Here is a 26,653-nt window from a genome sequence, read left to right as displayed (position 1 = left end):
GGAAAGAAGATAGAGCACTACACTTCCGGAAACCCTCTCAGCAAATATGTCCGCAGCCCATGCAGCAGGCTGTTCAGGATCAGCCCGAGCAGCGAGATCGTGATCAGCGGCACGAACATGTCTACGGTCTGGAAGGTGCGCGCGGCCTGTACCAGCATGTGGCCGAGGCCATCGGTCGAGGTGATCATCTCGGCCAGGAACACCACGATGCAGGAGATCACCAGGCCGATGCGGCAACCGGTGAGGATCGAGGGCATCGCCGCCGGCAGCACCACCTTGAACAGGATCTGCCAACGCGGCGTGCCCGCCGCCATCGCCGACCAGATCAGCTTCTGCTCGACCATTGTGGCGCCGTAATAGGTCGACAGGAGAATCGGAAACAGCGCATCGGCTGCGACCAGCGTGATCTTCGAGGCGTGGTCGAAGCCGAGAATGAGGAGCAGCGCCGGATAGAGCGCGACCTTCGGCACCGGCGCCAGCACGCGGACCAGCGGCTTGACCACCGAATTGATCACCGGGCTGACCGCGGCGGCGAGGCCGATGGTTACGCCGAGCACGACGGCGATGGCAAAGCCCGCGAACAGGCGAATGAGGGTCGCAGCGATTTCGTCCAGGAAATCGCTGGTCAGCAATTGCTGTGCGAGGCGCAGGAATACGGCGCCCGGCGGCGGCAGCAAGGTGACCGGCGCGTAGCCGAACGAAACCAGGACTTGCCAGCCGGCAATCAGCAGCGCGATCGGGGTGATGCCGAGCAGGACCTTGGTGATGACCGGGTTCATGAGAAGCTCAATGGCATGTCGTGCAGCGGCTTCGACCAGCGTACCAGCGAACCGCGCAGCTTCTCGAACGCCGCGTCGAGCGCAATGCCCATCGCGCCGATGATCATAATCATCGCGAAAGTGGTGTCGTACTGCGCCATGTCGAGCGCGTTGAACAGGATGTTGCCCGCCCCCGATTGCCGCGCTATCATCTCCGAGGTCACCATCGTGATCAGCGCCAGCACCAGCCCGGTGCGGCAGCCCGTGAGAATTTCCGGTAGCGCCGACGGCAGCACGATGCGCCACATCCTGGATGGCGCCGACATGCCCATCGCCGCGGCCGACCACAGCATCTTCTCTTCGACGGCACGGCCGCCCTGGAACGAATGATAGATCACCGGCAGGCTGACGCCGAGGAAGATCACCAGCGTCTTGGACAGATCACCGACGCCGAGCCACAGCATGATGATCGGCATCAACGCGGCTTTCGGCACCGGATAGATCACCATCAGCAGCGGATTGAAGAACGACGCCACCGGCTTGACGCGGCCCATCATCAGCCCGAGCGGAATGGCGAACAGCAATGCGAGCGCGAAGCCGATTGCCATGCGGCGCAGCGAGGCGCCGATATTGACCAGCGATTCATTGTCGGTGAGAATTGCCGGCACCGCGCGCAGCGACTCCCAAGCGGTCGGAAAGCTCTCGGTGTTGAGCAGCAGCGAGGTCGCCTGCCACGCGCACAACAGCCCGATACAGGCCAACAGCGGCGCCGATTTCGAAAGCATCGCGGTCGGCGTGATCATACGTGGATCTCGTCTTCGCCGGTATCGTCGATCAGTTTTTCGATATCGACGACGTATTTCTGGTAGCGCGGATCGAGCAGTAGTTCGGCGCGCTTGCGCGGCCGCGGCAGGTCGATATCGACGACGACCTTGATGCTGCCCGGCGAGCGCGTCATCACCACGACTTTGTCGGACAAGAACACTGCCTCTTCCACCGAATGCGTGACGAACAGCACCGTCTTGCGGTCGCGTTCCCAGATGGTGAGCAGGTCGTTCTGCAGCCGCGTGCGGGTATGCGCATCGAGCGCGCCGAAAGGCTCGTCCATCAAGAGCACGGCGGGATTGTAGGCCAGCGTGCGGGCGATCGCGACGCGCTGCTTCATGCCGCCGGACAATTCTTTCGGATAGAAATGCCCGTAATCCTTGAGACCGACCATCTCCAGCAGCTTGCGGCTCTTTGCCTCCGCTTCGGCCTTGCCAACGCCCTGCTGGCGCAGACCGTACATCACGTTGCCGAGCACGTTCTTCCAGGGAAACAGCGCGAATTCCTGAAATACCGGGCCGCGGTCCGGGCCCGGCCGGGTGATCGTCTTGCCCTTGATACGCGCCACGCCCTCGGTTGGCGCGACGAAGCCGCCCACGATATAGAGCAGCGTGGATTTGCCGCAGCCGGAAGGTCCGAGGATCGAGACGAAGGCGCCGTCGTCGATCGTCAGGTTGATATCCGAGAGCGCCAGATGGCTTTGCCGCCCGGCGGTCTGGAAACGCTGCGAGACGTGATCGATATGGATCATCGCCGATGCAGGTGCCACGCCCGGCAACGGTTGGGAAACGGCTTGAACGTCCGAACGCAGTGTCGCCACTTTCATTCCCGGTCCTCGTTGGCCATGAACGCCTCGCGATCGCGACGGGCCTGATGAGTCCATCGTGACGGCTGCAGAAGCATAGCGCAAAACCGCAAATGCTTTAAGCTTCAAATTTATGCGGCGCGCGCCTTTTTGCTAGCCAGCCTTCCAGCCGTCATTCCGGGGCGCGAGCGCATCAGCGCGAGCGAACCCGGAATCTCGACATGGGACGATGAACAGCTCGGGATTCCGGGTTCGCGTTCGGCTCGCGCCGCCCGCGCCCCGGAATGACAGTTTGTTGCTTACGCCTGGTCGCGGAAATACGGCTCGACCGGGCCGGTCAGCTTGATGGTCAGCGGATTGCCGTAGCGATCCTTGGCGGCGCCGGCCGGCACCTTCACCCAGTTCTCGCTGACGCAATATTCCTCGACATTGGTCTTTTCGACGCCCTTGAAGCGAATGCCGACATCGCGCTGCAACACCTCGGCATTGTAGAACGGGCTGCGCGGATCGGTGGACAGACGATCGGGCAATTCCAGCGGGGCATCGTTGGTGTCGGTCATAGCAGCGCCTCGATTTTTTCTTTGAGCGATTCAGGAGTGGTCGTGGGCGCGAAGCGGCCGACGACCTGGCCGGCACGATCGACCAGGAATTTGGTGAAATTCCATTTGATCGCCGCGCCGAGCAGCCCTGACTTTTCAGATTTCAGGAAATTATACAATGGATGGGCGCGGGTTCCGTTGACGTCGACCTTGTCGAACATCAGGAAGCTGACACCGTAATCCTTCTCGCAGAACGCCGCGATCTGGCTGGCATCGCCCGGCTCCTGACCGCCGAACTGGTTGCAGGGAAAGCCCAGCACTGCAAAGCCGCGCGGTGCGTATTGCTCGTGAATCTTCTGCAGGCCCTTGTATTGCGGCGTGAATCCGCAGGCGCTGGCGGTATTGACGATCAGCAACACCTCGCCCTCGAACTGTTTCATCGAGACATCGTGGCCGGCCAATGTCCTGGCCGAAAAATCATACAGGCTTGCCATCGTTTTATCCTTCAGGCCGTGACGGGATCGATCGGAGATACCGGCGTGCCCCCCGCCTCGATCGCCTCGCCGGCGGCCAGACAAAGATCCTCGCGGTAACGGGAGGCGACGATCTGCACGCCGGTCGGCACCCGGCCGACCAGGCCGGTCGCCACCGACAGCGCCGGCAGGCCCATGAAGGGAATCCCGATCTGCGGCATCTGCGCCGCCCAGACCCGCGCGAAGGAGGCCTCGTCCTTGAGGTCGAGCTGGTCCGGGAATGGCAGTTCGCCGGACACCGGCATCAGCACCACCGCGTAGTGCTGCAGGAACATCTGCCAGTCCCGCACGAAGCTCGAGCGGCGCACCATTGCCCGCGACAGCCCGCCCTGCTCGAACCCTTCGAGCTTCGGCCTGATGCCGCGCAGGCAGGCCAGCGCGCCGGGATCGCCCTCGCGCTCGGCGGCGTCGAGCATGCCCTGATAGCCGTCGCCGAACCAGATTGTGGTCTGCAACTCGGCAGCCTCGCGCAGCGCCGGGGTGTTGTCGACTTCCTCGACCACCCAGCCGGCCGCTTGCACCCGCCGGCCGGCATCGCGCACCGCGGCTTCGACGTCGGCGGTGATTTCGAGGCCGTCGGGACGCAGCACCATCGCGGCGCGCTTCGGCATCACGGGGCCGTCCAGCGGCGCCGGCACCCACCAGGGGTCGCGCATATCGGGCTGCGACATCACTTCGAGGCCGAGCCGGACGTCAGCAATCGTGCGGGCCAGCGGGCCGGACATCGCGGTGATCTGGCCGGAAATGATGCGCTCCGGTAGCGCCGCGTTATAGGCCGCGATGCGGCCGAGCGTCGGGCGCAGACCGTGCACGCCGCAGGCATAGGCGGGATAGCGGATCGAGCCGGCGATGTCGGTGCCATGCGCGATGTGGCCGATTCCGGCGGCGACCGATGCTGCCGCGCCGCCCGACGAGCCGCCCGGCGTAATCGAAGGATCGCGTGGGTTCTTGGTGTCGCCATAAAGAAGATTGCTGGTGAACCAGCGATATGAAAACGCCGGGCAGTTCGTGCGACCAAGGATTACGGCGCCCGCCTTGCGCAGATTGTCGATCACCGGGCTGTTGCTGACGGGCAGCACGTTGCTCTGGATGCCGACGCCGTTGGTGGTGGCATAGCCGGCATAATCGATATTGACCTTGACGGTGACCGGCACGCCGGCCAGCGGCCCGACCGCGTCGCCGCGCGCGATGGCCGCGTCGATGGCCTCGGCCTGCGCCAGCACGTCCTCGGGGCGATGCTCGACCACCGCATTGATCGCCGGATTGACCGCGTCGAGCCGCGCCAGCCCGGCGAGGGCGGCCTGCTTCGCCGAAACCTTGCGGTCGCGGATCAGGGCTGCAAGGTCGGTAGCCGACAGACGCCAGAGATCGTTCATGCATCGCTCCATGTTTGCAGCTTGTTATCGCAGCAGGAAGCAGAAGGCCAATGGGGGCCGTCCGACATGCAACTGTACGAGCGGAGCGCGGATCTTCCCCTCCCCCTTGCGGGGAGGGGGGCCGGGCGAAGCCCGGTCGGGTGGGGGTAGCCACAAACGCCATCGCCTGTGGCACCCCCACCCCGGCCTCCACTCTCGATGATGCAATCGCATCATCGCTCGTTCGGCCGACCCTCCCCGCAAGGGGAGGGAGACCATCAGCGCCTTCGCATCACATCCAATGCAAAGAAGACGTTCACTTCACCCTTGCGAGGAAATACGCGAGCTCAACGATCTGCGCGTCGCTGACCGATTGCATCACGTCGGCCATGGTGGCGTCGTAGCCGTGGCGGGTATTGGTCTTGTAGTCGTGCAGGGTCTGGGCGAGGTAATCCTCACGCTGGCCGGCGATGCGCGGGATGTTGTCGCGGCCGGAATAGTCGGCGTTGTGGCAGGAATCGCAGCGAAATTTCGACGTTAGCAACTTGGCCTGTGCCATCCGCGCGGGATCGCCGGGATCGATCGCGGGCGCGGGTTTCGGCAGCGCGGCGATATAGTCCGAGAAACTGCGCAGGTCGTCGTCGGTCAGGTTCTTCGCCATGTCGTTCATCGGCGCGAACAGCCGCAGCCTTTCGCGGAACATATAGAGCTGGATCAGCACATAGGCCGGCTGCTGCGCGCCGAGCGAGGGCGTGTGCTCGGTTTTCGAGGTGCCATTGTCGCCGTGGCAGACAAGGCACGGTGCGGTGCGATCGGCGATGGTTTCGGCGTGAGATATGGTCGGCCCCACTGCAACGAGCGAAAGTAAAACGACGAACGTCGCACGGGGTCGTCCCCGCAAAAGCGGGGATCCATAGCCGCCGACGCCTGCGAAGGCGCGGCGGAGAAGTCGGAAGATCATCTTAAAAGCCGGAGGTTATGGGTCCCCGCTTTCGCGGAGACGACCGTGGAGAGTGCGCGCCCTGCCCCTGCTCTTCCCGCTTGCGGATCGAGGTGAACAGGACGCTCTGCAATGGATGATGAACGGCCTGCCTTACTGCGCCGCGACTTTCGGCTTGCCGTAGGTGATGCGATAGATCGCGCCGTTCCAGTCATCGGAGACCAGCAGCGAGCCATCCTTCAACGGCAGCACATCGACCGGGCGGCCGATATAATTATTGTTGTCGATGAAGCCGGTGAGGAACGGTTCGGTGGACTTCACCGTGCCGTCCTTGTTGAGCTTCACGACCACCACATCGCCGCCGAGCTTCTGCGACTTGTTCCAGGAGCCGTGCCGCGCCACGAAGATCGCGTTCTTGTACGCCGCCGGGAACGCCTTGCCGGTGTAGAACCGCATGCCGAGTGCTGCGGTATGCGCACCAAGCAGGCCGACCGGCGCGGTGTAGTCGGCGCACGACTTGCCCCAGCCGAATTCGGGATCGAGGATGTTGCCCTGCAGGCAATACGGCGCGCCGAAATTCTCGCCGACCTTGCTGACGCGGTTGAGCTCGTCCTCCGGGACGCTTTCCGAGACCCAGTCGCGGCCATTGTCGGTGAAGTACATCTCCTTGGTTTCGGGGTTCCAGTCGAAGCCGACCGTATTGCGCATGCCGCGCACCACCACTTCAGCGCCGCTGCCATCGAGGTTGATGCGGCGGATCTGGCCGTGCGCGTCGTCATGCAGCACACTGTTGCCGGGCTGGCCGACGGGAACGTAGAGCTTGTTGTCGGGGCCGATTCCGATGAACTTCCAGCCGTGCGCCTCGTCCTTCGGCAGGTTGTCGTAGATCATCGTCGGCTTCGGCGGGTTGTCGAGGTTGTCCTCGACCTTGTCGATCTTGGAGATTTTCGACAGTTCGGCGATGTACAAGGTACCGTCCTTGAAGGCGAGGCCGTTCGGGCGGTACAGGCCGGAGGCGAGCACCTTGACCGAGCGTTTGCCGTCCTTGTTGATGACCGCATAGACCTTGTCGACGAGGCGGGAGCCGACGAACACCGTGCCCTTGTCGCCTTCGCGCAGCGTGCGCGCATTGGCCATGCCGGCGGCATAGACCTCGATATTGAAGCCGGGCGGCAGCTTCAACCGCGCCGTCGGCAGCTTGTCGACCGAGGAGGCGATCGGCGGCGGCGCGACCGGCGCGAGCCTGGCGGCGGCCGGACTATCGGCCGGCCGGCCAATCAGCGGCGAACCGGGCGGCAAGGCCGGCGCGGCAGCGGCCGGCGCCGGCGCCGGCGCAGCCGGCATAGGAGAGGGAGCGGGCGTGGCTGCCGGGGTACTTTCGGTCGGCGCCGCGGGTTGCTGAGCGACAGCTTGGGACAGGAAGGCACTGATGAAAACGCCGGCGAGCAACGCCGAGCGAGCGGAGGCATAAACGGCCATGAAATTCTCCCTTTGCGGAAGCCTTCTATCGACGGCCGTGAATGCCGCCCCGAGACTTACCGCTACGCAGTTTCAATATTTCTCGCGACCGTGCAATCCCCACTGCGACATTGCGCGTCAATGCCGGGTAGTGCCCGCCTCCGGCGTCTCGATCAGGGCTTCGCTGAACGGAAATTCCAGCACGATCTCTCCTTCTGCGTCGGTCACTTCCAGAACGGCCGACAGCAGCCCGGATCGGGTGTCTTCGGTCTGCAGCAATTGCCGAATCATCGCGCGGGCGACCTCCCAGGCATGGTCCGGGTCACGCAACTGCTCGCCATTGGGGTCGGCGACGAGATCCGGACCCAGGCGGGTGTGGAAAAAATAAAGCGGCATGGGCGAAATCCGTTGACGTGAGCGCATGATGCGATTGATGGCCATATGTGGAACATTTGCGCAGGTGCAATGTTGCACCTGCGCAAATTGGTGCACCGCACTCTGAACCCATTATTGTGTTGACGAGACTGTTGGCGAACCTTTCGGCAGGTACTACATTCAACGAGTGCAGCGCTGTTGCTGCGCCAAGCGGGAGACCGAAGATGGCATGGAAAGCACCGAAGATCGTCGAAGTGCCGGTTGGCATGGAAATCAACATGTACGCCTGCGCCGCGCGCAAGTAAGACCTGACCTCCGGGGCGCCTTCATCCTATGAAGGCGCCCCTTCCGGTTGCGGCCCAGGGGCGATGTCATGTTGCGTGTTATCGTTCTCGGCGCCGCAGCGGGCGGCGGTATTCCGCAATGGAATTGCGGCTGCGAAATCTGTCGCGCTGCGCGCGAAATGCCGGCGCTGCAGGGCAGTCAGGCCTCGATCGCCATAACCGTCGATAATGAACACTGGTTCCTGATCAACGCCTCGCCCGATCTGCGGCAGCAACTGATTGCCAATCCGCCGCTGCATCCGAAAGCAGGCCAGCTTCGCCACTCGCCGATCGCCGGCGTCATCCTGACCAATGGTGAAGTCGATGCGGTCGCCGGGCTCTTGTCGATGCGCGAGGGCTCGCCATTTACCCTCTACGCGCACCCAAGAGTGCTGGCGATCCTGCAAGCCAACAGCATCTTCAATGTGCTCGCCGAGAAGAACGTGCACCGCCAATCGCTCGCCATCGATCAGGGTTTTGAACCGACGCTACCGAATGGCGCGCCTTCGGGGCTGGCCGTGTTGCCGTTTGCGGTGCCCGGCAAGGGGGCTTGGTATCTGGAGGGCCATGCCCACCCCGGCGGCACGGATGATGACGGCGACACGCTCGGGCTGCGGATCGAGGATCGGGCGACCGGACAGTATTTTTTCTTCGTCGCCGCCTGCGCCCGCGTCACGCCGGAACTGCAACAGCGCCTGCATGGCGCGCCGCTGGTGCTGTTCGACGGCACGGTATGGCACGACAATGAATTGATCGACGCCGGCCTCGGCGTGAAAACCGGGCAGCGCATGGGGCATCTCGCCATGTCAGGCCCCGACGGCGCCATCGCGATGCTGGCCGATTCCGACATCGCGCAGAAAGTCTTTCTGCACATCAACAATTCGAACCCGGCCTTGCTGCCGCATTCCCCGCAGCGGGCGAAGGTTCAACAGGCCGGCTGGCAGATCGGCCATGACGGCATGGAGATCACGCCATGAACGATCTCACCGCTTTCTCTCTGATGGCCAATACGCCGCTCGACAGCGCCGAACAGCTCGAAGCGACGCTGCGACACATCGGCGCAACCCGCTATCACAGCCTGCATCCGTTCCATCATTTGCTGCACGGCGGCAAACTCACCAAGGGTCAGGTGCAGGCCTGGGCGCTCAACCGCTACTACTATCAGAGCACGATCCCGATCAAGGACGCCGTTGTGATCTCTCGCTTCCGAGACCGCGCCACCCGCATCGAATGGCGACATCGCATCGAGGACCATGACGGCGACGCCGGCGCCGAGGGCGGCATCGAGCGCTGGCTGAAGCTGACCGAAGGCCTTGGCCTCGACAGTGCCTACGTCGAATCCGGTGAAGGGATTCTGCCGGCGACGCGCTTCGCAGTAGATGCCTATGTGCATTTCGTGCGCGACAAGAGCCCGCTGGAGGCGATCGCCTCGTCGCTGACCGAATTGTTCGCGCCGAACCTGCACGAGGAGCGCATCTCCGGAATGCTGAAGCATTACGAATTCGTCAATCCGGACATCATGAGCTATTTCAGCCGCCGCCTGACGCAGGCGCCGCGCGACGCCAATTTTGCGCTCGACTATGTGCGCCGCCACGCGACCACGCCGGCCTTGCGCGAACTGGTCTGCAATGCGCTGATCTTCAAGACCAATGTTTTGTGGGTGCAGCTCGACGCGCTGTACCACGCCTATGTCAACGGCTTTGTCCCGCCGGGCGCCTTCGTGCCCGACGCGAGCTAGAGAGACCATGACCGAACCGCGCAGCCGACGCCTGCAAGTCGACGAGGCCAGCCGGCCGGTGCTGCCGCGCCATGCCAGACTGAAATTCGACGAAAGCCGGCAGGTCTGGGTGATCCTGGCGCCGGAGCGCGTGCTGGCACCGGACGAGATCGCCGTGGAAGTGCTGCAGCTCTGCGACGGCGCGCGCAGCGTTGCCGACATGATCGACCTGCTGGCGGCGAAATATGCCGCGCCGCGCGAGGACATCGGTCGCGACGTGATCGCAATGCTACAGGATCTCGCCAACAAGGGCTTCCTGACCCAGGCAAAGGAGAAGGCGACATGAGCCCGACTCTGACCGATGCGGCCCCGGTGTTCGCCGCGGACCCCGCCGACGGTCTGGCGATCATGGAGAAGACCCGCTCGACGGCGGAGACGTTTGGCATTCCGCTCGCCGTGCTGGCGGAGCTGACGCACCGCTGCCCGCTGCAGTGTCCGTATTGCTCCAACCCGGTCGAGCTGGAGCGATCGAGCAACGAGCTAACCACCGCGGAGTGGAAGAAGATTCTAACCGAGCTCGCCGAGATCGGCGTGCTGCAAATTCATTTCTCGGGCGGTGAGCCCGCGGCACGCAAGGATATCGTCGAGCTGGTGCAGCACGCCACTGACGTCGGCCTCTACTCCAATCTCATCACATCCGCGGTGCTGCTGACACGCGACAAGCTCGCAGCGCTGGCCGATGCAGGCCTCTGCCACGTGCAGATCAGCTTCCAGGGCAACGAACCGGTGGTCGCCGACCGCGTCGGCGGCTACCGCAATGGCCACGCTAAAAAACTCGAAGTGGCGCGCTGGACGCGCGAGCTCGACATGCCGCTGACGGTGAACGCGGTGATGCACCGGCAGAATTTGCACCAGCTCGCCGACATCATCCAGATGGCCATCGATCTCGACGCCGACCGGCTCGAAGTCGCCAATGTGCAATATTACGGCTGGGCGCTGAAGAACCGCGCCGCCCTGATGCCGACGCTGGAGCAGATCGAGGATACGACGCGCATCGTCGAGGACGCGCGCACGCGCCTGAAGGGCATTCTCGACATCGATTACGTGGTGCCGGACTATTACGCGCTGCGGCCGAAGAAATGCATGGGCGGCTGGGGCCGGCAATTCTTCAACATCTCGCCGTCCGGCAAGATCCTGCCGTGCCATGCCGCCGAGACCATCACCGGGATGGAGTTCGAGTCGGTGCGCTCGAACCATTCGATCGCTTGGATCTGGCAGAATTCGGAAGCCTTCAACCGCTATCGCGGCACCGGCTGGATGCCCGAACCCTGCGCGAGCTGCGCCTTCAAGGAGATCGATTTCGGCGGCTGCCGCTGCCAGGCCTTTGCGCTGACCGGCGACGCGGGTAATACCGATCCCGCCTGCACGCTGTCGCCGCGGCACGAGGAAATCTTCAAGATGGCCGAAACCGAATCGACGGAAGGCGCCACGCGCTTTCTGTATCGCAACTTCGCCGGCGGCACGCTGGAAACCGATCCCCATGGCTGATGCCGATGCCGGCCGTGCCGCCGGCGCCGCCGATCCCTTCGCGCCGCTGACGTCCGAACATCTCGATGTCGGCGACGGCCATGCAATCTATGTCGAAAGCGTCGGCTGCGCCGCGGGCATTCCGGCGGTGTATCTGCACGGCGGCCCCGGCTCCGGTTGCCAGCCCGACCACCGCCGATTGTTCGATCCGCAGCGCTTTCACACCGTGCTGTTCGACCAGCGCGGCGCCGGCCGCAGCAAACCGAAGGGACTTCGCAAGGCCAACACCACCGCGCATCTGATCGCCGACATGGAGGCGATCCGCGAAAAATTCGGCTTTGCCCAATGGCTGGTGGTAGGCGGCTCGTGGGGCGCGACACTGGCGTTGGCCTATGCGCAGGCCCATCCCGACCGGGTCAGCGGCATCGTGCTGCGCGCGACCTTCCTCGGCACGCGGGAAGAACTCGACGGAGCCTTCCTCGACGTTCTGCCGCGGCATTATCCCGGGCTTTACGAAGACCTCCTCGCCGCCCTGCCCGCTGAAGAGCGCGCCGACCCACTGCCAAATTACTATCGCCGTATCCTCGATTCTGACGCCTCGATCCATACGCCCGCTGCGCGGGCCTGGGGCGGCACCGAGAGCATTCTGTCCGAGCACGCACCGAAGCGGACGCGGCTCGACATGGCGGAGCTTGGCAACTTGTCGAAGCCGCTCCCGGCGACGCCGTTCATGGAAGCGCATTATTTCCGGCACGACTGCTTCATGCGGCCCGGCCAGTTGATGGCGGAAGCCGGAACGCTGCGCGACATCCCCGGCATCATTGTGCAGGGTCGATTCGATTTCCTGTGCCCGCCATCGACCTCGCATGCGCTGGCGGCGACGTGGGGCAACGCCGAGATTCGCATCGTCGAAGGCGCCGGGCATTCGCTGTACGACCCCGGCGTGCGCGACGCGGTAATGAAGGCGATCGCTGACCTCGCCTCGAAACTGAAAGACTAGGGAATGCCGATCGCCGGGGCGGGCATGCTGATGACATCGATGGATATCGACGCCGAACATGAGCGCGACTTCAACCGTTGGTACGACGGCGAGCATCTGGCCGAGCGCGTGGCGATCCCCGGCTTCGTCGAGGCACGGCGCTATGTCGCGATTGACGCTGCACCGAAATATCTCGGACTGTATTCGACCGAGAACTTCGACGTGCTGGACAGCGACGCCTATCGCACGGCGCTGGCCAACCAGACGGAATGGTCCAAGACCAATATCGGCCGCTTCCGGAACATGCTGCGCTCGGTGGCGCGCATCACCGTGAGCCGTGGCCAGGGCCGCGGCGCCGCGCTCGGGCTGCTGCGGATCCGACCGCCGCAGGGCGGTGCCGAGCCATTGCGCGAGGCGATCCGGGCACTGCTGGATCCCGGCACGCTCGACGGCATCCTCTCGATGCATCTGATGGAAAGCGATCCCCGCCTGTCGAAGCCGCTGACCGACGATCCCGCCGCGCCCAATCCGGCCGCGCGCGACTGGTACGTTCTCATCGATGGCACCGATCCCGATGCGGTCGCTCGGCTGATGGACGGCCGATTTGACGCCGCCATCGCCGCTGCCGGCGCGACGCTGATTTCCATCGGCACTTACCGGCTGCTATGGGACCTTGCGAAAAGCGATTTGTGAGGCCAGCCGCTCCCGCCGCACCGGACAAGTGAGCGTCAGCGAACGCAGATCCGGGACACATACCCCGTCCGTTCCCGTCATCCGGAAAACACGAAAACGCGATACGTCGGGATGTCACCGCAATGGAACCCCTGGCCTTGCAAGGCGTAGGGCTTTGGGGCGATCATACTGCCGGGCCGCGGGCGTTTTCGCCCATGCGGACTGCGCGCCCTGCTTCCGATGGCATTGGCACGCCATCAAATCGAACAGAACAAGGCAACATGAACCCTGTCAAAGCACTTGAATCGCATGGTCAGGCCGTCTGGCTGGACTTTTTGGCCCGTGGCTTCATCGCCAGGGGCGACCTCAAGAAGCTGATCGAGAGCGACGCCGTGAAGGGGGTCACCTCGAACCCCTCGATCTTCGAAAAGGCGATCGGCAGCTCAGACGAATACGACGCCCCGATCACCAAGGCGCTGCAAAGCGGCGACCTGGCCGTGGCCGACCTGTTCGAGGCGCTGGCGATCGAGGACATCCAGCACGCCGCCGACGTGCTCATGCCGGTCTATGAAGCGCAGAACGGCACCGATGGTTTCGTGAGCCTCGAAGTCTCGCCCTATCTGGCGCTGAACACCGAGGGCACCATCAAGGAGGCGCAGCGGCTGTGGAACAGCGTCAAGCGACCGAACCTGATGGTGAAGGTGCCGGCGACCACCGAAGGCGTGCCGGCGATCGAGCGTCTGATCGGCGAAGGCATCAGCATCAACGTCACGCTGCTGTTTGCCCAGCAGTCCTATCTCGATGTCGCCGAAGCCTATCTGAAAGGCCTCGAAACCTACGTCGCCGGTGGCGGCGATCCGTCGCGTATTGCCAGTGTCGCCAGCTTCTTCATCAGCCGCATCGATGCGCAGGTCGACAAGCAGCTCGACGAGAAGATCGCAGCGGCCAATGACCCGGCCGAGAGGCAACGGCTTGCCGCGCTGAAGGGCAAGGTCGCGATCGCCAATGCCAGGCTGGCCTATCAGGAATACAAGAAACTGTTTTCCGGCGCGCGCTGGGAAAAGCTGAAGGCCAAGGGCGCGCAGCCGCAGCGGCTGCTGTGGGCTTCCACCGGCACCAAGAGCAAGGAATATCGCGACACGGTCTATATCGAGGAGCTGATCGGGCCGGATACGGTGAACACCGTGCCGCCGGCGACGCTCGACGCATTCCGCGATCACGGCCTGCTGCGCAACAGCCTCGAAGAAGATATCGAGGGCGCGAAGAAGGTACTCGCCGATCTCGATAAGACCGGCATCTCGCTCGACAAGATCACCGCCGACCTGGTGGCGAACGGCGTCAGGCTGTTCGCCGACGCCGCCGACAAGCTGTACGGCGCGGTGGCCCACAAGCGCGCGAAATCGCTCGAGGCCGGCAACGACAGCCAGCAGCTCGGCCTTGCCAAGGCGCTCGCGGAGACCGTCAAGACCAGCACCGAGGAATGGCGTGCGTCCGCCAAGATCCGCCGGCTGTGGCAGAAGGATGCTTCGGTCTGGACCGGCACTGACGAGGCCAAGTGGCTGGGCTGGCTGACCAGCGTGGCCGCCGAGAAGGCCAAGCTCTCTGACTACGCCGACTTCGCCAAATGGGTGAAGGCACAGGGCTTCACCGACGCCGTCGTGCTCGGCATGGGCGGCTCCAGCCTTGGGCCGGACGTGCTGGCGCAGACCTTTGCGCAGGCTGCGGGCTATCCGAAGCTGAGTGTACTGGACTCCACCGATCCGGCGCAGGTCCGCGCGACGGGTGCCGCGGTGAAGATGGCGACGACGCTGTTCATCGTCTCCAGCAAATCCGGCGGCACCACCGAACCCAACGTGATGAAGGACTACTTCTTTGCCGAAGTGACGAAGGCGGTCGGCGCCGACAAGGCCGGCGGCCATTTCGTTGCCGTCACCGATCCCGGCTCGTCGCTGGAAAAGGTCGCCACGGCGCAGAAATTCGCGCGCATCTTCCACGGCGATCCCACCATCGGCGGGCGCTACTCCGTGTTGTCACCATTCGGCATCGTGCCGGCGGTGGCTGCGGGCATCGATGTCGCGAAGTTGCTGGAGCTGACGCATTCGATGGTGCTGTCCTGCGGACCGGACGTGCCGCCGTCGGAAAACCCCGGCGTGCAGCTTGGTCTCGCCATGGGTGCCGCAGGTCTGGATGGCCGCGACAAGGTCACCATTCTTTCGTCGAGGAGGATCTCCGAATTCGGCGCCTGGGCCGAGCAGCTGATCGCGGAATCCACCGGCAAGGAAGGCCGCGGCCTCGTGCCGGTCGATGGCGAGACGTTGGGCGCGCCCGAGGTCTACGGCGCCGATCGGTTCTTCATCGACCTGCGCACGTCAGGCGAAGACGACGCGGCGCATGACGCCAAGCTCGACGCGCTGGAGAAGGCGGGGCATCCCGTCGTCCGCATCGTGCTGAAGTCGATTGACCATATCGGCCAGGAGTTCTTCCGCTTCGAGATCGCAACCGCAGTGGCGGGTGCCGTCCTCGGCATCAACCCTTACAACCAGCCCGACGTCGAGGACGCCAAGATCAAGACCCGCGACCTGACGGCAGCGTTCGAGAAGAGCGGATCGCTGCCGGCGGAAACGCCCGCTGCGACCATCGGCGATGTCGAGCTCTACACCGACGAGGCCAACGCGACTGCGCTGCGCCAAGCGGGTGCCGGTGACGACCTCGACTCGTGGATCAAGGCGCATCTTGGCCGTGCCGGCGCCGGCGACTATGTCGCGCTGCTGGCCTATATCGATCGCGATGCCGACCATATCGCCAGCCTGCAAAAAATGCGGATGGCGGTGCGCGACAGCAAGCATCTGGCGACCTGCGCCGAATTCGGCCCGCGCTTCCTGCACTCCACCGGACAGGCCTACAAGGGCGGGCCGGCGTCGGGCGTATTCCTGCAGATCACGGCAGACGATGCCGCCGACCTCGCGGTCCCCGGCCAGAAGGCGTCGTTTGGTATCATCAAGTCGGCGCAGGCGCGCGGCGATTTCGGTGTCCTGACCGAACGCGGCCGTCGTGCCTTGCGGGTTCATCTCAAGGGCGACCTGGCCGCGGGGCTGGCGGAGCTCGACAAGGCCATCCTCGCCGCAATCCAGTAAGCAGGGACAGTAAAATGCAGCTTGGCATGATCGGCCTTGGCCGAATGGGTGGCAATATTGTTCGTCGCCTGATGAAGAACGGCCACACCGCGGTGGTCTATGACAAGGACCCGAAGGCGGTGGCCGATCTGGTGGCCGAGACCGCCGTCGGCAGCACCTCGCTGCAGGAGTTCGTCAGCAAGCTCAGCAAGCCACGCGCGGTCTGGGTGATGCTGCCGGCCGGCCGGATCACCGAAACCACCATCGACGAACTGACGCATCTGCTGGAGCCCGACGACGTCATCATCGACGGCGGCAACTCGTTCTGGCAGGACGACGTCCGCCGCGGCCAGGCGCTGAAGGAAAAGGGCCTGCATTATATCGACGTCGGCACCTCCGGCGGCGTCTGGGGTTTCGAGCGCGGCTACTGCATGATGATCGGCGGCGACAAGAAGGTCGTCGACCGGCTCGACCCGATCTTCGCCACGCTGGCGCCGGGGACCGGCGACATTCCGCTCACGCCCGGCCGTGACGGCCGCGATCCGCGCATTGAGCAGGGCTATATCCATGCCGGCCCGGTCGGCGCCGGCCACTTCGTCAAGATGGTGCATAACGGCATCGAATACGGGCTGATGCAGGCCTATGCGGAGGGCTTCGACATTCTCAAGAATGCCGATCTCGAAGTGCTCCCCGAAGCGCATCGCTTTACGCTGAACCTGCCGGACATCGCCGAAGTCTGGCGCCGCGGCAGCGTGATCCCGTCATGGCTGCTCGACCTCACCTCTTCCGCGCTCGCCAAGAACGAAACGCTCGATACTTATTCCGGCTATGTCGAGGATTCCGGCGAGGGCCGCTGGACGGTCAACGCCGCGATTGATGAGTCGGTGCCGGCCGAAGTGTTGACCGCGGCCCTGTTCGCGCGGTTTAGGTCGCGCAAGACGCACACCTTTGCCGAGAAGATTCTGTCGGCGATGCGCGCCGGCTTCGGCGGCCACAAGGAGCCGGAACAGCATCCTCACCCCGTCAAGCAGGCTGCGCCCGAAATCGTCAAGCCGAAAGCCGATTGATGACCGAAGCCCCCACCACCAAGACGCCGGATCCCTGCTCCTTCATCATCTTCGGCGTGACCGGCGATCTCGCCCACCGCCTGGTACTGCCGGCGCTCTATAATCTTGCGGTATCGAACCTGCTGCCCGAGAAATTCTGCGTGGTCGGCGTTGCGCGCAAAAGCATGCCGAGCGATGAATTGCGCGAGGACATGCTCAAGGGCCTGAAGAAGTTCGCCACCCGCCCGGTCGATGACGAGATCGCGCGCGGGCTGTTGTCCTGCCTGACATCGATTGCCGCCGACCCGGAAGATCCCTCCTCGTTCGACCGCATGCGCGAGGAGCTCGACAAACTCGAGCAACGCCGGGAGACGACCGGCAACCGGTTGTTCTATCTGGCGACCCCGCCCAACGCCTTCGCGCCGATCGCCAACGAGCTGTCGCGAACCGGGATGCTGGAGGAGAATGGCGCGTGGCGCCGCCTGGTCGTCGAAAAACCGTTCGGAACCGATCTGGAGTCGGCAAAACAGCTCAACAAGCAATTGCTCGACCTTGTCGAAGAGCGGCAGATCTACCGGATCGATCATTATCTCGGCAAGGAGACGGTGCAGAACATCCTGGTGCTGCGCTTCGCCAACGGCATGTTCGAGCCGATCTGGAATCGCAACCATATCGACCACGTCCAGATCACGGTCGACGAGAAGCTCGGCGTCGGCCACCGCGGCAGCTTCTACGACGCCACCGGCGCGTTGCGCGACATGGTGCCGAACCATCTGTTCCAGTTGCTGTCGCTGGTAGCGATGGAGCCGCCGGTCAAGTTCGACGCGCATTCGGTTCGCTCGGAGAAGGCAGATGTGCTGGGCGCCATCCAGATCCAGTCGGAGGCCGAGGCGCTGAATAATTCGGTCCGCGGCCAGTACACCGGCGGCACGATCGGCGATACCGAGATCGAGGACTATCTGACGTCGAAAGACGTCAAGTCCGACAGCACCACCGAAACCTACGCCGCGATGAAACTGACCATCGACAACTGGCGCTGGGCCGGCGTGCCGTTCTATCTGCGCACCGGCAAGGCGCTCGGCACCAAGCGCACCGAGGTCGCGATCAAATTCAAACAGGCGCCGTTCGCGATGTTCCGCGGCACGTCGGTGGATGAACTGGTGCAGAACTATCTGGTCATCAGCATTGAGCCGACCGAGGGCATCGCGCTGCATTTCAACACCAAGATCCCCGGTCCCTCGATCCGGATCGACGGCGTCGAGATGACGTTTCGCTACAAGGATTACTTCAAGGCCACGCCGGCCACCGGCTACGAGACGCTGATCTACGACTGCATGATCGGCGACAACATCCTGTTCCAGCGCGCCGACGGCGTCGAGGCCGGCTGGCGTGCGGTGCAGCCGTTCCTCGATGCCTGGCAAAAGGCCGGTGCCGATGGGCTGAGGCCCTACAAGGCGGGCAGCGAAGGCCCTGAGGAGGCCGATGAACTGATGACACGTGAGGGTCGCAGCTGGCGGAAGCTTTGCTGATGGCCGCCCCAAGCCCAGCAATCGTCGTTGTCGATGACGCCGCCGCGCTCGCCGAGGCCGCCGCCGCGCGCGTGATGGCGCGGATTGCAGACAATCCCGGCCGGATCGCGATTTGCCTGACCGGCGGATCCAGCCCGAAGCAGCTTTATGAGCTGCTCGGCCAGCAGCCCTTTGCCGGCCGGATTCCATGGCCCCGCGTGCACTGGTTCATCGGCGACGACCGCTTCGTGCCGCCCGGCGATTCCTTGCATAATATGAGCAAGGCCCGCGCGATCTTCCTCGATCGCTGCGCACCGGCCGCCAACATTCACCCGATAAATACCAGCGCCGGCAGCCCCGCCGAGGCCGCCACGTCGTATGAACGCGAGCTACAATTATTCAATGGCGCGCAGGACCTCGATCCGGCGCATCCGCTGTTCGACGTGGTACTGATGGGCGTCGGCCCCGATGGCCACGTCGCCTCGTTGTTTCCGACCTATCCGGCGATCGAGGTGACCGACCATTGGGTGGTCGGCGTTCCCGAAGCCCATGTGGCGCCGTTCGTGCCCAGGGTATCGCTGACCCTGCCGGCGCTGGGATCGTGCCGCGAGATGCTGTTCCTGCTCGGCGGTCCTGACAAGCGCGCCATCCTGTCGCGCCTGATGTCCGGCGAAGACCTGCCGGCCAACCGTGCGCGCGCCCGCGCTGGCGAAACCGTCTTCCTGTGCGACCGCTCGGCAATGCCGGACCGCGATAATGGATGATGCAAAGTTCTGCGCGCTGGTCGTGATGGGCGTGGCCGGCTCCGGCAAGAGCACGATCGCCGAAAAGCTCGCCGAACGGCTCGGCTGGACCTTTGAGGACGGCGACGATTTTCACCCCAAAGCTAATGTCGCCAAGATGAGCGCAGGCCATCCGCTCACCGACGACGACCGCTGGCCGTGGCTGCAGGCGATCGCCGACGAGATCGAAAGAGTATCCTGCAGCGGCGGCCATGTCGTCGTCGCCTGCTCGGCGCTGAAGCGTGCCTATCGCGACGTGCTGGTGCACGGCCGCCGCGATATCGGCATCGTCTATCTCGACGGCAACCCGGCGCTGATCGCGGACCGATTGAAGAGCCGAAAGGGCCACTTCATGCCGCCGGGCCTGCTCGACAGCCAGTTCAAGACGCTGGAGCCGCCGGCTCCGGATGAAAGGCCCATTTCGGTTGCGATCGATGCCCCGGTCGAAGCGATCGTCGATGCGATCATCGGCCAGCTATCTAACAGGACTTCTACATGACTCGTATTGCGCTCGTTGTTTCCGATGTCGACGGCACCATGGTGACCAAGGAGAAGGTCCTCACCGACGCCGCCCGCGCGGCCGTGCAGAAGCTGCGCGATGCCGGCATCGGCTTCACCATCACTTCGAGCCGGCCGCCGGTCGGCATGCGGTTTCTGGTCGAGCCGCTCGGCATCACGCTGCCGATCGGCCCGTTCAACGGCAGCTCGATCGTCGATGGCCAGTTGAAAGTCATCGCCCAGCATCTGATCCCGCAGGCTGCCGCCGCGCGCGCCATCGAGGTGCTGGAGCAATATGGCGTCGATCCCTGGATCTTCACCAATGACGAATGGCTGATCAAGCGCAACGACGGAATCTACGTGCCGCGTGAGCAGAGCACGATCCAGCACGATCCGGTGATCGTCGATCATTTCACGCCGTATCTCGGCCGGGTCTGCAAGGTCGTCGGCGCCAGCGACGACTTCCCGTTGCTGGAGCGCTGCGAGGCGGCGATGCAGCAGGCGCTCGGCGAAAGCGCCGTCGCGGTCCGCTCGCAGAACTATTATCTCGACATTACCCCGCCCGGCCAGAACAAGGGCACCTTCGTCGCCGCGATGGCCAAACGGCTGAATATTCCGCTCGATGCTATTGCCACCATCGGCGATATGCAGAACGATCTGCCTATGTTCAAGTTTTCGGGGCTGTCGGTAGCGATGGGCAATGCAACGGATGATGTGAAGGCAAAAGCGACGGATGTCACGACGTCGAACGAAGAGGACGGTTTCGCCGGCGCGGTGGAATTGATCTTGCGGAGGAATGCCGGGGGCTAGCTGTCGTCCCGGCCCAGTGAGCGCCAGCGAACGCCGAGCCGGGACCCATACCCTCCGGGCTCGTCGCAGCTATCAGACATTGCCACGGCGTCTCATCGGGAGGACGGAGGCTATAGGTCCCGGCTTGCGCTCGCAAGCTCGCTTGCCGGGATGACAATGTTCATTAAGGCGCATGCGCCTAGCAATCCGAGCGCGACCGCTTCTTTTCCGCCGCGCGCTTTGCGCCGGATAGATTATGCGCGGTGTTGACCAGCGCGATATGGGTCAGCGCCTGCGGGAAATTTCCGGTCTGGCGCCGCGCGATCGAGTCGTATTCCTCGGCCAGCAAGCCGACGTCATTGGCAATGCCTGTGACACGATCGAACAGTGCCTGCGCCTTGGCGATCTCGCCGGCGAGCAGATACGCATCCGCCAGCCACAGGCTGCAGGCCAGGAAGGCGCCCTCCACTGGCTGCGTCTCGCCGGTCTGTTCGCGCGGATCGTGGCGCAGCACGAAACCGTCGCGCATCAGATGGCGTTCGGTGGCCGCGATGGTGCCCTGGATGCGCGGATCGGACGCCGGCAAGAAGCCAACCGGCGACAGCAGCAGATTGCTGGCGTCCAGCACATCGGCGCCGTAGAATTCCATGAAGGCGTTCTGATCCTTGTCGAAACCTTTCTCGCAAACGTCGCGGTGAATGGTGTCGCGCAACGCGCGCCACTCGTCGAGCGGTCCGTCGAGACCGAATTTCTCGGCGCTGCGGATACCGCGATCAAACGCCACCCAGCACATCACTTTCGAGAAAACGTAATGATGGCCGACGCCGCGGCGCTCCCAGATGCCGTGATCGGGCTGGTCCCAGACGCCGGCGAGGTGTTCGAGCACCCGGAGCGCCACCGCCCAGCTTTCGCCGTCGAGCTCCAGCTCCGCCAATCGAAACTGATGCAAGGTATCGATCAGTTCGCCATAGACGTCGAGCTGCATTTGCGCATGCGCGGCGTTGCCGACCCGGACCGGCTGCGCGCCTTCATAGCCGGGCAGCCAGTCGGCCTCCCACTCCAGCAACCGACGCTGGCCCATGATGCCATACATGATCTGCATATCGGCGGGCGAACCTGCCGCGGCGCGCAGCAGCCAATGGTGCCAGGCCAGCGCTTCTTCAGTATAGCCGGAGTTCATCAAGACCATGAGCGTGAAGGTGGCATCGCGCAGCCAGCAATAGCGATAGTCCCAATTGCGGCTGCCGCCGAGCTTCTCCGGCAACGAAGTGGTGGGCGCCGCGACGATTCCTCCGGTCGGCGCATAGGTCAGCGCCTTCAGCGTGATCAGCGAGCGCATCACCAGATCGCGGCTCTCGCCTTTATAGGTGCAGCGCCCGCTCCATTCGGTCCAGAAATCCTCGGTGTCCGTCAGGGCGCCTTCGGCATCGATCGGCGCCGGCACCGGCAGATGCGACGGAGCGTAAGTCAGCACGAACGGCACGCTGTCGCCGGCGCGGATTTCGAATTCGGCAACCGTGGTCAGGTCTTCGCCATGCGTCGCTACCGGGGTGCGCAGCACCGCCATGTCGGGCCCGCAGATGCCGAGCAGCGTGCCGTCGTCCTGTCGCTGCACCCAGGGAATGTTGACGCCGAAGCCGAACCGCACCACCAGCTCCATCCGCAGCTTCACGACGCCCCGCTCGCCGCGCACGATGCGGACCACGTCGGAGGCCGCGCCGCGCGGCGGCATGAAGTCGATCAGGGTGATCGCCCCCTCGGCCGTCTCAAAGGTCGTCTCCAGGATCAACGTGTCGCCGCGATATCGTCGCGTACACCTGGTCACCTCGGCTATGGGCGCGATGCCCCAATGGCCATGCTTTCTATCGCCGAGCAGCGCACTGAAGCAGGCATCGGAATCGAACGCCGGCCAGCACAGCCAGTCGATCGACCCGTCGCGGTTGACCAGAGCGGCGGTCTCGCAATCGCCGATCAGCGCATAGTCCTCGATAAGGCCCGACAACGTCAGGCGACCTCGCCCGAACGTTCGTGCAAGGCGCTTCGAAGCGCGCCCGCGTCGATCACCTCCGCGATTTCGTCCACGGCCACGGGCAGGCGCTGCCGCCAGTTCGGGTGCTCGTCGATGGTGCCGGGAATGTTGGGCTGATCGACCACGCCGAGCAGGTCCTCGAGTCCGATCGCCAGCATCCGCGTCGATGTCAGCGACAGGAAGCGGATCACGCCGTCCAGGTCGGCATGATCGATGCCGTGCTGGCGCAGGATGTCGCCGAGTTTCTCGATGGCATAGCGCCGGGCGTCGTCGCTCTCGCCAGGATCGATGCCGAGCGATCGTTTCAGCACCAGATCGGCATAGCTGCGCCAGCCCGCGAAGGTCGGAAGGTCGTGGGTGTTGAAGGTCACAAGCGCGTTGGTGGCGTAGTGGCCCAAATCACGGAACGCGGCGTGACTGTCGCGCTCGAACATCATGACAAGATATGACCAGACGCCCCAGTCGGCGAGTTCATCGCGGAAGCCGTCCGGCACGGTGCCGAGATCTTCGCCGATCACCACGCAGTGGTTGGCAACGCTCTCCTGTGCCGTCACGGCCAGCAACGCCTGCAGCGGCATCTTCACATAGGCGCCATTGGCGGCCGAATAGCCGTGCGGCACCACGTAAAGCCGGTTGAGGCCGAGCACATGATCGAGCCGGATCGCGCCGGCGTAGCGCATCGATGCCCGCAGCATGTCCTTGAACGGCACAAAGGAATTGGTCTCGAGCCCGGCGCCGTTGAAGCCGGCGAGACCCCAGTTCTGCCCGGCCGGCTGCAGCAGATCCGGCGGCGCGCCGATCGACAAATGGCGCGAAACGGCAACCTGTTCGTTCCAGGCATCGAACCCGCCGCTCTGGACGCCGACGGCGACGTCGAGATAGAGCCCGACCTTCATGCCGAGCCTGGCCGTGAGGTCATGGCAGGCCTTGAGCTGAAGGTCGGCGTTCCACTGCACGTATTCGATATAGGCCACTTCCTTGGCGTCATGGCCGGCGCGCAGACGGGCGCACTGGTCGTCGTCGGGGTGCTGGAATTCTTCCGGCCAGTCCCACCACGCGCTCTGATATTTGTGCCGCAGCATCTCGAAACAGGCAAAGCGCGTCAGCAGCGGCGCGCGTTCGGCGCGAAAGGCGGCGAAGGCGACCTGGCGGGGCGACGCCGGATCTGCGTTGAAGATCTCGAAGGCTGCACGCATCGCCTCGCTCTTCGCGGCGGCCACTGCGGCGTACTCGACTTGCGGGCTGGCGCGCAGACGAGCCAGCGTGTCGCCGCTGTCCGTGGCAGCGAATTCGTGTAATGCCTCGACGTCGATATAGAGCGGATTGAGAAACAGCCGGCTGTTCGGCGAATACGGGCTGCATTCGGCGGGGCGATCGTCGAACAGGGCATGGAGCGGATTGAGCCCGACGCCGCCGGCGCCGAGCGACGCCGCCATCTCGATCAGCCGCTGCAAGTCGGTAAAGTCGCCAATGCCCCAGTTGCGCTCCGAGCGCAGCCCGTAGAGTTGCACCGCGAGGATCCAGGACCGCTCGAACTCGCCGGGGAACGCCTTGGCCGGCGCCACGATGACCGGCGCCTCTTCGGAGAACAACGAGGCGTCGGTCAGCCGGACCCGCCACACCCCGACCGGCAGGTCGAGCGGCCACAGGATGCTGCGATCAGCGGTTTCGCCCTCGGCCAGGACTTTGACCCCGTCGATGATTTCCCACTTCAGCGGGAAACTGGCTGCGTCGGTCAGAAAGGTCCGCTCGGCCTGCTCGGCCCGCACCACCACCGGTCCGGTAAGAAAGCGGTGCTGGGTACGCACCGGCATGGCGTCGAGAATGATCTTGAGCGCGGCTTCGTCGGTGGTGTGCCAGTGCCCCTGCCCATCATGAAAACCGGTCTGGATTCCGAGTTCGGCGGCTTTGGTAAAAAGGTCCATGCGGGCACGTTCTTTGCAACGCAACAATGACAGATCGTTGCGAAATTTATGAATTCCACGAAGAGGATAGCAGCTTTCAACGCATATGCTTAAGCTCGGTTCCCGATGGAACTAACGCCCGTTGCCGCACTTTGTATATGATCGCAACGTCTCTTTTCCGCAACTCGAATTGGGACGACATCCTCTTGTCGATGGCCTCAACGTGAACAAAACCACTCAGACTGTCGAAAGCGCCACCAATGGTGCTTTCCATATCGAGAACATCTATCCGATCATCGACGGCGGGCGCTTCCCCATCAAGCGGATCGCCGGCGAGCCGATCGAGGTGTTTGCCGACCTGTACCGGGACGGTCACGAGATCGTCGCAGCTGCCATCGTGTGGCGCCGCGAGCAGGACAGCGTCTGGAACCGCACGCCGATGGCGCTTGAAGTCAATGACCGCTGGGGCGGCTCGTTCATGCCGGATGGCATCGGCCGTTATGTCTATGCCGTCGAGGCATGGACCGATGAATTTGCCACCTGGCGCCATGGCTTCGAGCTGAAGTTGAAGGCTGGCCAGGATGTCACGTTGGACGCGCTGGAAGGCGCGGGGCTGATGACCAAGGCACAGTCCGGCGGTCAGGAGGCTTCGGCGCTGATCGTGCGGCAGTGTGAAAACTATCTGCAGACCGGCGACACCGCGCCGCTGCTGGCGCCCGAATTGCGCGCCGCGATGTCGGAAGCCCAGGCGCGCCCCGACCTGACACGCTCGCCGTTGCTGCCGCTGATGATCGACCGCGAGCGCGCCCGCAACGGCGCCTGGTACGAGATGATGCCGCGCAGCCAGAGCAAGATCGAGGGCCAGCACGGCACCTTCCGCGATTGTATCGCGCGGCTGCCGGACGTCGCCGCGATGGGCTTCGACGTGGTCTATTTCACGCCGATCAATCCCATTGGCGTGACCAACCGCAAGGGCAAGAACAACGCGCTGAGAGGCGAGCCCGGCGACGTCGGCAGCCCCTACGCCATCGGCGGCAAGGAAGGCGGCCATGACGCCATCCATCCCGACCTCGGAACGATGGACGACTTCCAGGCGCTGCTCGCGGCGCTGAAGTCGCTCGACATGGAAGTGGCGCTCGACGTCGCCGTGCAGTGTTCGCCTGACCATCCCTGGATCACCGAGCACCCCGACTGGTTCAAGCGTCGGCCCGACGGCACGATGAAATATGCCGAGAATCCGCCGAAAAAATACGAAGACATCCACAACCCCGACTTCACTTGCGACGACGCCGGATCGCTGTGGAATGCGCTGCGCGACGTGATCCTGTTCTGGGCCGATCACGGCGTCAAAATCTTCCGGATCGACAATCCGCACACCAAGCCGCTGCGGTTCTGGGAGTGGATGATCCATGAAGTGCAGCTCAAGCACCCCGACGCGCTGTTTCTGGCCGAGGCCTTCACCAAGCCGAAGTTGATGAAGGGCCTGGCCAAGCTCGGCTTCTCGCAGTCATATACGTATTTCACATGGCGCACCGAGAAGTGGGAGATCGAGCAATATCTGAACGAATTGTGCGGTTATCCCGAGCGTGAATTCTACCGTCCGAACTTTTTCGTCAACACGCCGGACATCCTGCCTTTTCATCTGCAGTCAGGTGAAGCCTGGATGTTCAAGGCGCGCGTCGCGCTGGCGGCGACGCTGTCGTCGACCTACGGCATCTACAGCGGCTTCGAGCTGCTCGAAAACGAGGCCATTCCGGGCAAGGAAGAGTACCTGAATTCCGAGAAATACGAGATCCGGGTCCGCGACTGGGACAAGCCCGGCAATATCAAGCCCTATATCCGCGAACTCAACATGGCGCGCCGCGCGAACAAGGCACTCCAGCAGACCAGCAATCTGCGCTTCCTTGCTGTGGACGACGTCAATGTCATCGGTTTCGTGAAAGAATCCGTGGACCACAGCAACATGGTGGCCGGCGCGATTTCGCTTTCGCGCGACGTCCATGAGGTTTGGCTGCCGATCAACAGCCAGGTGATGATCGACGGCGAGCGCCGCGACGTGGCCGCGGTCGAGAATATCATTACCGGAGAGCGCCATCCGGTCGAATGGGGTGGTCTTCGCATCCGGATCGATCCGATGCGCGACCCCGCCATCTTCTTCCGTTGCCTCGCCTGAAAGCA

At 63.9% G+C, this 26,653-nt stretch carries 25 protein-coding genes; 14 read left to right on the top strand and 11 right to left on the bottom strand.

All coding sequences use genetic code 11. From position 1 onward, the window contains the following. Positions 1 to 17: 17 nt before the first annotated feature. The 9 genes from FIU28_RS08810 to FIU28_RS08770 form a co-directional block, all read right to left on the bottom strand. Positions 18 to 779, bottom strand: a complete 762-nt coding sequence (locus FIU28_RS08810) for an ABC transporter permease (RefSeq protein WP_143572571.1) — start codon at positions 777 to 779, stop codon at positions 18 to 20. After that, positions 776 to 1,561: an ABC transporter permease gene (locus FIU28_RS08805; protein ID WP_143572570.1), complete on the bottom strand. Its 786-nt coding sequence runs from the start codon at positions 1,559 to 1,561 to the stop codon at positions 776 to 778. Before FIU28_RS08805 ends, FIU28_RS08810 begins: the two co-directional genes overlap by 4 nt. Then, entirely contained in the window at positions 1,558 to 2,409 is an 852-nt protein-coding gene (locus FIU28_RS08800) for an ABC transporter ATP-binding protein (RefSeq protein ID WP_143572569.1), read from the bottom strand. The genes FIU28_RS08805 and FIU28_RS08800 overlap by 4 nt, the downstream gene beginning before the upstream one ends. A 278-nt stretch (positions 2,410 to 2,687) precedes the next feature. Beyond that, the gene (locus FIU28_RS08795; protein ID WP_143572568.1) at positions 2,688 to 2,948 is read right to left on the bottom strand and encodes a DUF3297 family protein; all 261 of its coding nucleotides are present in this window, start codon (positions 2,946 to 2,948) and stop codon (positions 2,688 to 2,690) included. Further along, positions 2,945 to 3,421, bottom strand: coding sequence for a glutathione peroxidase (locus tag FIU28_RS08790; RefSeq protein ID WP_143572567.1), 477 nt, complete (start codon positions 3,419 to 3,421; stop codon positions 2,945 to 2,947). Before FIU28_RS08790 ends, FIU28_RS08795 begins: the two co-directional genes overlap by 4 nt. A gap of 11 nt (positions 3,422 to 3,432) precedes the next feature. Further along, positions 3,433 to 4,836 (bottom strand): amidase family protein, encoded by a 1,404-nt coding sequence (locus tag FIU28_RS08785; protein WP_143572566.1) that lies wholly within the window; start codon positions 4,834 to 4,836, stop codon positions 3,433 to 3,435. Between the two features lie 295 nt (positions 4,837 to 5,131). Continuing rightward, on the bottom strand, positions 5,132 to 5,776 hold the full coding sequence (locus tag FIU28_RS08780; RefSeq protein WP_246660923.1) for a c-type cytochrome: 645 nt from the start codon (positions 5,774 to 5,776) through the stop codon (positions 5,132 to 5,134). A gap of 132 nt (positions 5,777 to 5,908) precedes the next feature. Further along, a complete protein-coding gene (locus tag FIU28_RS08775; protein ID WP_143572565.1) occupies positions 5,909 to 7,234 on the bottom strand; it encodes a PQQ-dependent sugar dehydrogenase in 1,326 nt (441 codons plus the stop codon). A gap of 117 nt (positions 7,235 to 7,351) precedes the next feature. Then, a complete protein-coding gene (locus FIU28_RS08770) occupies positions 7,352 to 7,609 on the bottom strand; it encodes a DUF6894 family protein (protein WP_143576111.1) in 258 nt (85 codons plus the stop codon). A gap of 203 nt (positions 7,610 to 7,812) precedes the next feature. Between FIU28_RS08770 and pqqA the strand changes: the two genes are divergently transcribed. The 13 genes from pqqA (at position 7,813) to FIU28_RS08705 (ending at position 20,563) form a co-directional block, all read left to right on the top strand. Next, positions 7,813 to 7,893 carry a pyrroloquinoline quinone precursor peptide PqqA gene (pqqA, locus tag FIU28_RS08765; protein ID WP_012029362.1) on the top strand — a complete coding sequence of 27 codons (81 nt, stop codon included), beginning with the start codon at positions 7,813 to 7,815 and terminating at the stop codon, positions 7,891 to 7,893. A gap of 68 nt (positions 7,894 to 7,961) precedes the next feature. Next, positions 7,962 to 8,888, top strand: coding sequence for a pyrroloquinoline quinone biosynthesis protein PqqB (gene pqqB, locus FIU28_RS08760; RefSeq protein ID WP_143572564.1), 927 nt, complete (start codon positions 7,962 to 7,964; stop codon positions 8,886 to 8,888). Continuing rightward, the gene (gene pqqC / locus FIU28_RS08755; RefSeq protein ID WP_143572563.1) at positions 8,885 to 9,649 is read left to right on the top strand and encodes a pyrroloquinoline-quinone synthase PqqC; all 765 of its coding nucleotides are present in this window, start codon (positions 8,885 to 8,887) and stop codon (positions 9,647 to 9,649) included. The genes pqqB and pqqC overlap by 4 nt, the downstream gene beginning before the upstream one ends. A gap of 7 nt (positions 9,650 to 9,656) precedes the next feature. Next, positions 9,657 to 9,974 (top strand): pyrroloquinoline quinone biosynthesis peptide chaperone PqqD, encoded by a 318-nt coding sequence (gene pqqD, locus FIU28_RS08750; protein WP_143572562.1) that lies wholly within the window; start codon positions 9,657 to 9,659, stop codon positions 9,972 to 9,974. After that, complete coding sequence (gene pqqE, locus FIU28_RS08745; protein ID WP_143572561.1) at positions 9,971 to 11,176, top strand: pyrroloquinoline quinone biosynthesis protein PqqE; 1,206 nt, start codon at positions 9,971 to 9,973, stop codon at positions 11,174 to 11,176. Before pqqD ends, pqqE begins: the two co-directional genes overlap by 4 nt. Beyond that, a complete protein-coding gene (gene pip, locus FIU28_RS08740) occupies positions 11,169 to 12,155 on the top strand; it encodes a prolyl aminopeptidase (RefSeq protein ID WP_143572560.1) in 987 nt (328 codons plus the stop codon). Before pqqE ends, pip begins: the two co-directional genes overlap by 8 nt. 3 nt (positions 12,156 to 12,158) lie before the next feature. Then, a complete protein-coding gene (locus FIU28_RS08735; RefSeq protein ID WP_143572559.1) occupies positions 12,159 to 12,827 on the top strand; it encodes a DUF4286 family protein in 669 nt (222 codons plus the stop codon). A 260-nt stretch (positions 12,828 to 13,087) separates the two neighbouring features. Beyond that, complete coding sequence (locus FIU28_RS08730) at positions 13,088 to 15,940, top strand: bifunctional transaldolase/phosoglucose isomerase (RefSeq protein WP_143572558.1); 2,853 nt, start codon at positions 13,088 to 13,090, stop codon at positions 15,938 to 15,940. 14 nt (positions 15,941 to 15,954) lie between these two features. Next, positions 15,955 to 16,986, top strand: a complete 1,032-nt coding sequence (gene gnd / locus FIU28_RS08725; RefSeq protein ID WP_143572557.1) for a phosphogluconate dehydrogenase (NAD(+)-dependent, decarboxylating) — start codon at positions 15,955 to 15,957, stop codon at positions 16,984 to 16,986. After that, complete coding sequence (gene zwf / locus FIU28_RS08720) at positions 16,986 to 18,494, top strand: glucose-6-phosphate dehydrogenase (protein ID WP_143572556.1); 1,509 nt, start codon at positions 16,986 to 16,988, stop codon at positions 18,492 to 18,494. Before gnd ends, zwf begins: the two co-directional genes overlap by 1 nt. Further along, the gene (gene pgl, locus FIU28_RS08715) at positions 18,494 to 19,237 is read left to right on the top strand and encodes a 6-phosphogluconolactonase (RefSeq protein WP_246660922.1); all 744 of its coding nucleotides are present in this window, start codon (positions 18,494 to 18,496) and stop codon (positions 19,235 to 19,237) included. Before zwf ends, pgl begins: the two co-directional genes overlap by 1 nt. Then, positions 19,230 to 19,754, top strand: coding sequence for a gluconokinase (locus FIU28_RS08710; RefSeq protein ID WP_246660921.1), 525 nt, complete (start codon positions 19,230 to 19,232; stop codon positions 19,752 to 19,754). The genes pgl and FIU28_RS08710 overlap by 8 nt, the downstream gene beginning before the upstream one ends. Continuing rightward, a complete protein-coding gene (locus FIU28_RS08705; RefSeq protein WP_143572555.1) occupies positions 19,751 to 20,563 on the top strand; it encodes a Cof-type HAD-IIB family hydrolase in 813 nt (270 codons plus the stop codon). Before FIU28_RS08710 ends, FIU28_RS08705 begins: the two co-directional genes overlap by 4 nt. Before the next feature lie 178 nt (positions 20,564 to 20,741). Here the strand turns inward: FIU28_RS08705 and FIU28_RS08700 are convergent, their stop codons facing one another. Both FIU28_RS08700 and malQ read right to left on the bottom strand, forming a co-directional pair. Beyond that, positions 20,742 to 22,544, bottom strand: a complete 1,803-nt coding sequence (locus tag FIU28_RS08700; RefSeq protein ID WP_143572554.1) for a glycoside hydrolase family 15 protein — start codon at positions 22,542 to 22,544, stop codon at positions 20,742 to 20,744. Positions 22,545 to 22,546: 2 nt separating this feature from the next. Then, positions 22,547 to 24,496 carry a 4-alpha-glucanotransferase gene (gene malQ, locus FIU28_RS08695; RefSeq protein ID WP_143572553.1) on the bottom strand — a complete coding sequence of 650 codons (1,950 nt, stop codon included), beginning with the start codon at positions 24,494 to 24,496 and terminating at the stop codon, positions 22,547 to 22,549. A gap of 202 nt (positions 24,497 to 24,698) precedes the next feature. Here malQ and FIU28_RS08690 point away from each other — a divergent pair, with 202 nt between their 5' ends. Then, positions 24,699 to 26,648, top strand: a complete 1,950-nt coding sequence (locus tag FIU28_RS08690) for an alpha-1,4-glucan--maltose-1-phosphate maltosyltransferase (RefSeq protein ID WP_143572552.1) — start codon at positions 24,699 to 24,701, stop codon at positions 26,646 to 26,648. Positions 26,649 to 26,653 lie beyond the last annotated feature (5 nt).

Source organism: Tardiphaga sp. vice154 (assembly GCF_007018645.1).
In the GTDB taxonomy this organism is placed as follows: Bacteria; Pseudomonadota; Alphaproteobacteria; order Rhizobiales; family Xanthobacteraceae; genus Tardiphaga.
This window is presented reverse-complemented; position numbering and strand designations above follow the sequence as displayed.

What these genes read in the sequence shown, in the direction of transcription:
- FIU28_RS08810 (WP_143572571.1), bottom strand. Translation starts at nt 779, where the DNA reads ATGAACCCGGTCATCACCAAGGTCCTGCTCGGCATCACCCCGATCGCG.
- FIU28_RS08805 (WP_143572570.1), bottom strand. Translation starts at nt 1,561, where the DNA reads ATGATCACGCCGACCGCGATGCTTTCGAAATCGGCGCCGCTGTTGGCC.
- FIU28_RS08800 (WP_143572569.1), bottom strand. Translation starts at nt 2,409, where the DNA reads ATGAAAGTGGCGACACTGCGTTCGGACGTTCAAGCCGTTTCCCAACCG.
- FIU28_RS08795 (WP_143572568.1), bottom strand. Translation starts at nt 2,948, where the DNA reads ATGACCGACACCAACGATGCCCCGCTGGAATTGCCCGATCGTCTGTCC.
- FIU28_RS08790 (WP_143572567.1), bottom strand. Translation starts at nt 3,421, where the DNA reads ATGGCAAGCCTGTATGATTTTTCGGCCAGGACATTGGCCGGCCACGAT.
- FIU28_RS08785 (WP_143572566.1), bottom strand. Translation starts at nt 4,836, where the DNA reads ATGAACGATCTCTGGCGTCTGTCGGCTACCGACCTTGCAGCCCTGATC.
- FIU28_RS08780 (WP_246660923.1), bottom strand. Translation starts at nt 5,776, where the DNA reads ATGATCTTCCGACTTCTCCGCCGCGCCTTCGCAGGCGTCGGCGGCTAT.
- FIU28_RS08775 (WP_143572565.1), bottom strand. Translation starts at nt 7,234, where the DNA reads ATGGCCGTTTATGCCTCCGCTCGCTCGGCGTTGCTCGCCGGCGTTTTC.
- FIU28_RS08770 (WP_143576111.1), bottom strand. Translation starts at nt 7,609, where the DNA reads ATGCCGCTTTATTTTTTCCACACCCGCCTGGGTCCGGATCTCGTCGCC.
- pqqA (WP_012029362.1), top strand. Translation starts at nt 7,813, where the DNA reads ATGGCATGGAAAGCACCGAAGATCGTCGAAGTGCCGGTTGGCATGGAA.
- pqqB (WP_143572564.1), top strand. Translation starts at nt 7,962, where the DNA reads ATGTTGCGTGTTATCGTTCTCGGCGCCGCAGCGGGCGGCGGTATTCCG.
- pqqC (WP_143572563.1), top strand. Translation starts at nt 8,885, where the DNA reads ATGAACGATCTCACCGCTTTCTCTCTGATGGCCAATACGCCGCTCGAC.
- pqqD (WP_143572562.1), top strand. Translation starts at nt 9,657, where the DNA reads ATGACCGAACCGCGCAGCCGACGCCTGCAAGTCGACGAGGCCAGCCGG.
- pqqE (WP_143572561.1), top strand. Translation starts at nt 9,971, where the DNA reads ATGAGCCCGACTCTGACCGATGCGGCCCCGGTGTTCGCCGCGGACCCC.
- pip (WP_143572560.1), top strand. Translation starts at nt 11,169, where the DNA reads ATGGCTGATGCCGATGCCGGCCGTGCCGCCGGCGCCGCCGATCCCTTC.
- FIU28_RS08735 (WP_143572559.1), top strand. Translation starts at nt 12,159, where the DNA reads ATGCCGATCGCCGGGGCGGGCATGCTGATGACATCGATGGATATCGAC.
- FIU28_RS08730 (WP_143572558.1), top strand. Translation starts at nt 13,088, where the DNA reads ATGAACCCTGTCAAAGCACTTGAATCGCATGGTCAGGCCGTCTGGCTG.
- gnd (WP_143572557.1), top strand. Translation starts at nt 15,955, where the DNA reads ATGCAGCTTGGCATGATCGGCCTTGGCCGAATGGGTGGCAATATTGTT.
- zwf (WP_143572556.1), top strand. Translation starts at nt 16,986, where the DNA reads ATGACCGAAGCCCCCACCACCAAGACGCCGGATCCCTGCTCCTTCATC.
- pgl (WP_246660922.1), top strand. Translation starts at nt 18,494, where the DNA reads ATGGCCGCCCCAAGCCCAGCAATCGTCGTTGTCGATGACGCCGCCGCG.
- FIU28_RS08710 (WP_246660921.1), top strand. Translation starts at nt 19,230, where the DNA reads ATGGATGATGCAAAGTTCTGCGCGCTGGTCGTGATGGGCGTGGCCGGC.
- FIU28_RS08705 (WP_143572555.1), top strand. Translation starts at nt 19,751, where the DNA reads ATGACTCGTATTGCGCTCGTTGTTTCCGATGTCGACGGCACCATGGTG.
- malQ (WP_143572553.1), bottom strand. Translation starts at nt 24,496, where the DNA reads ATGGACCTTTTTACCAAAGCCGCCGAACTCGGAATCCAGACCGGTTTT.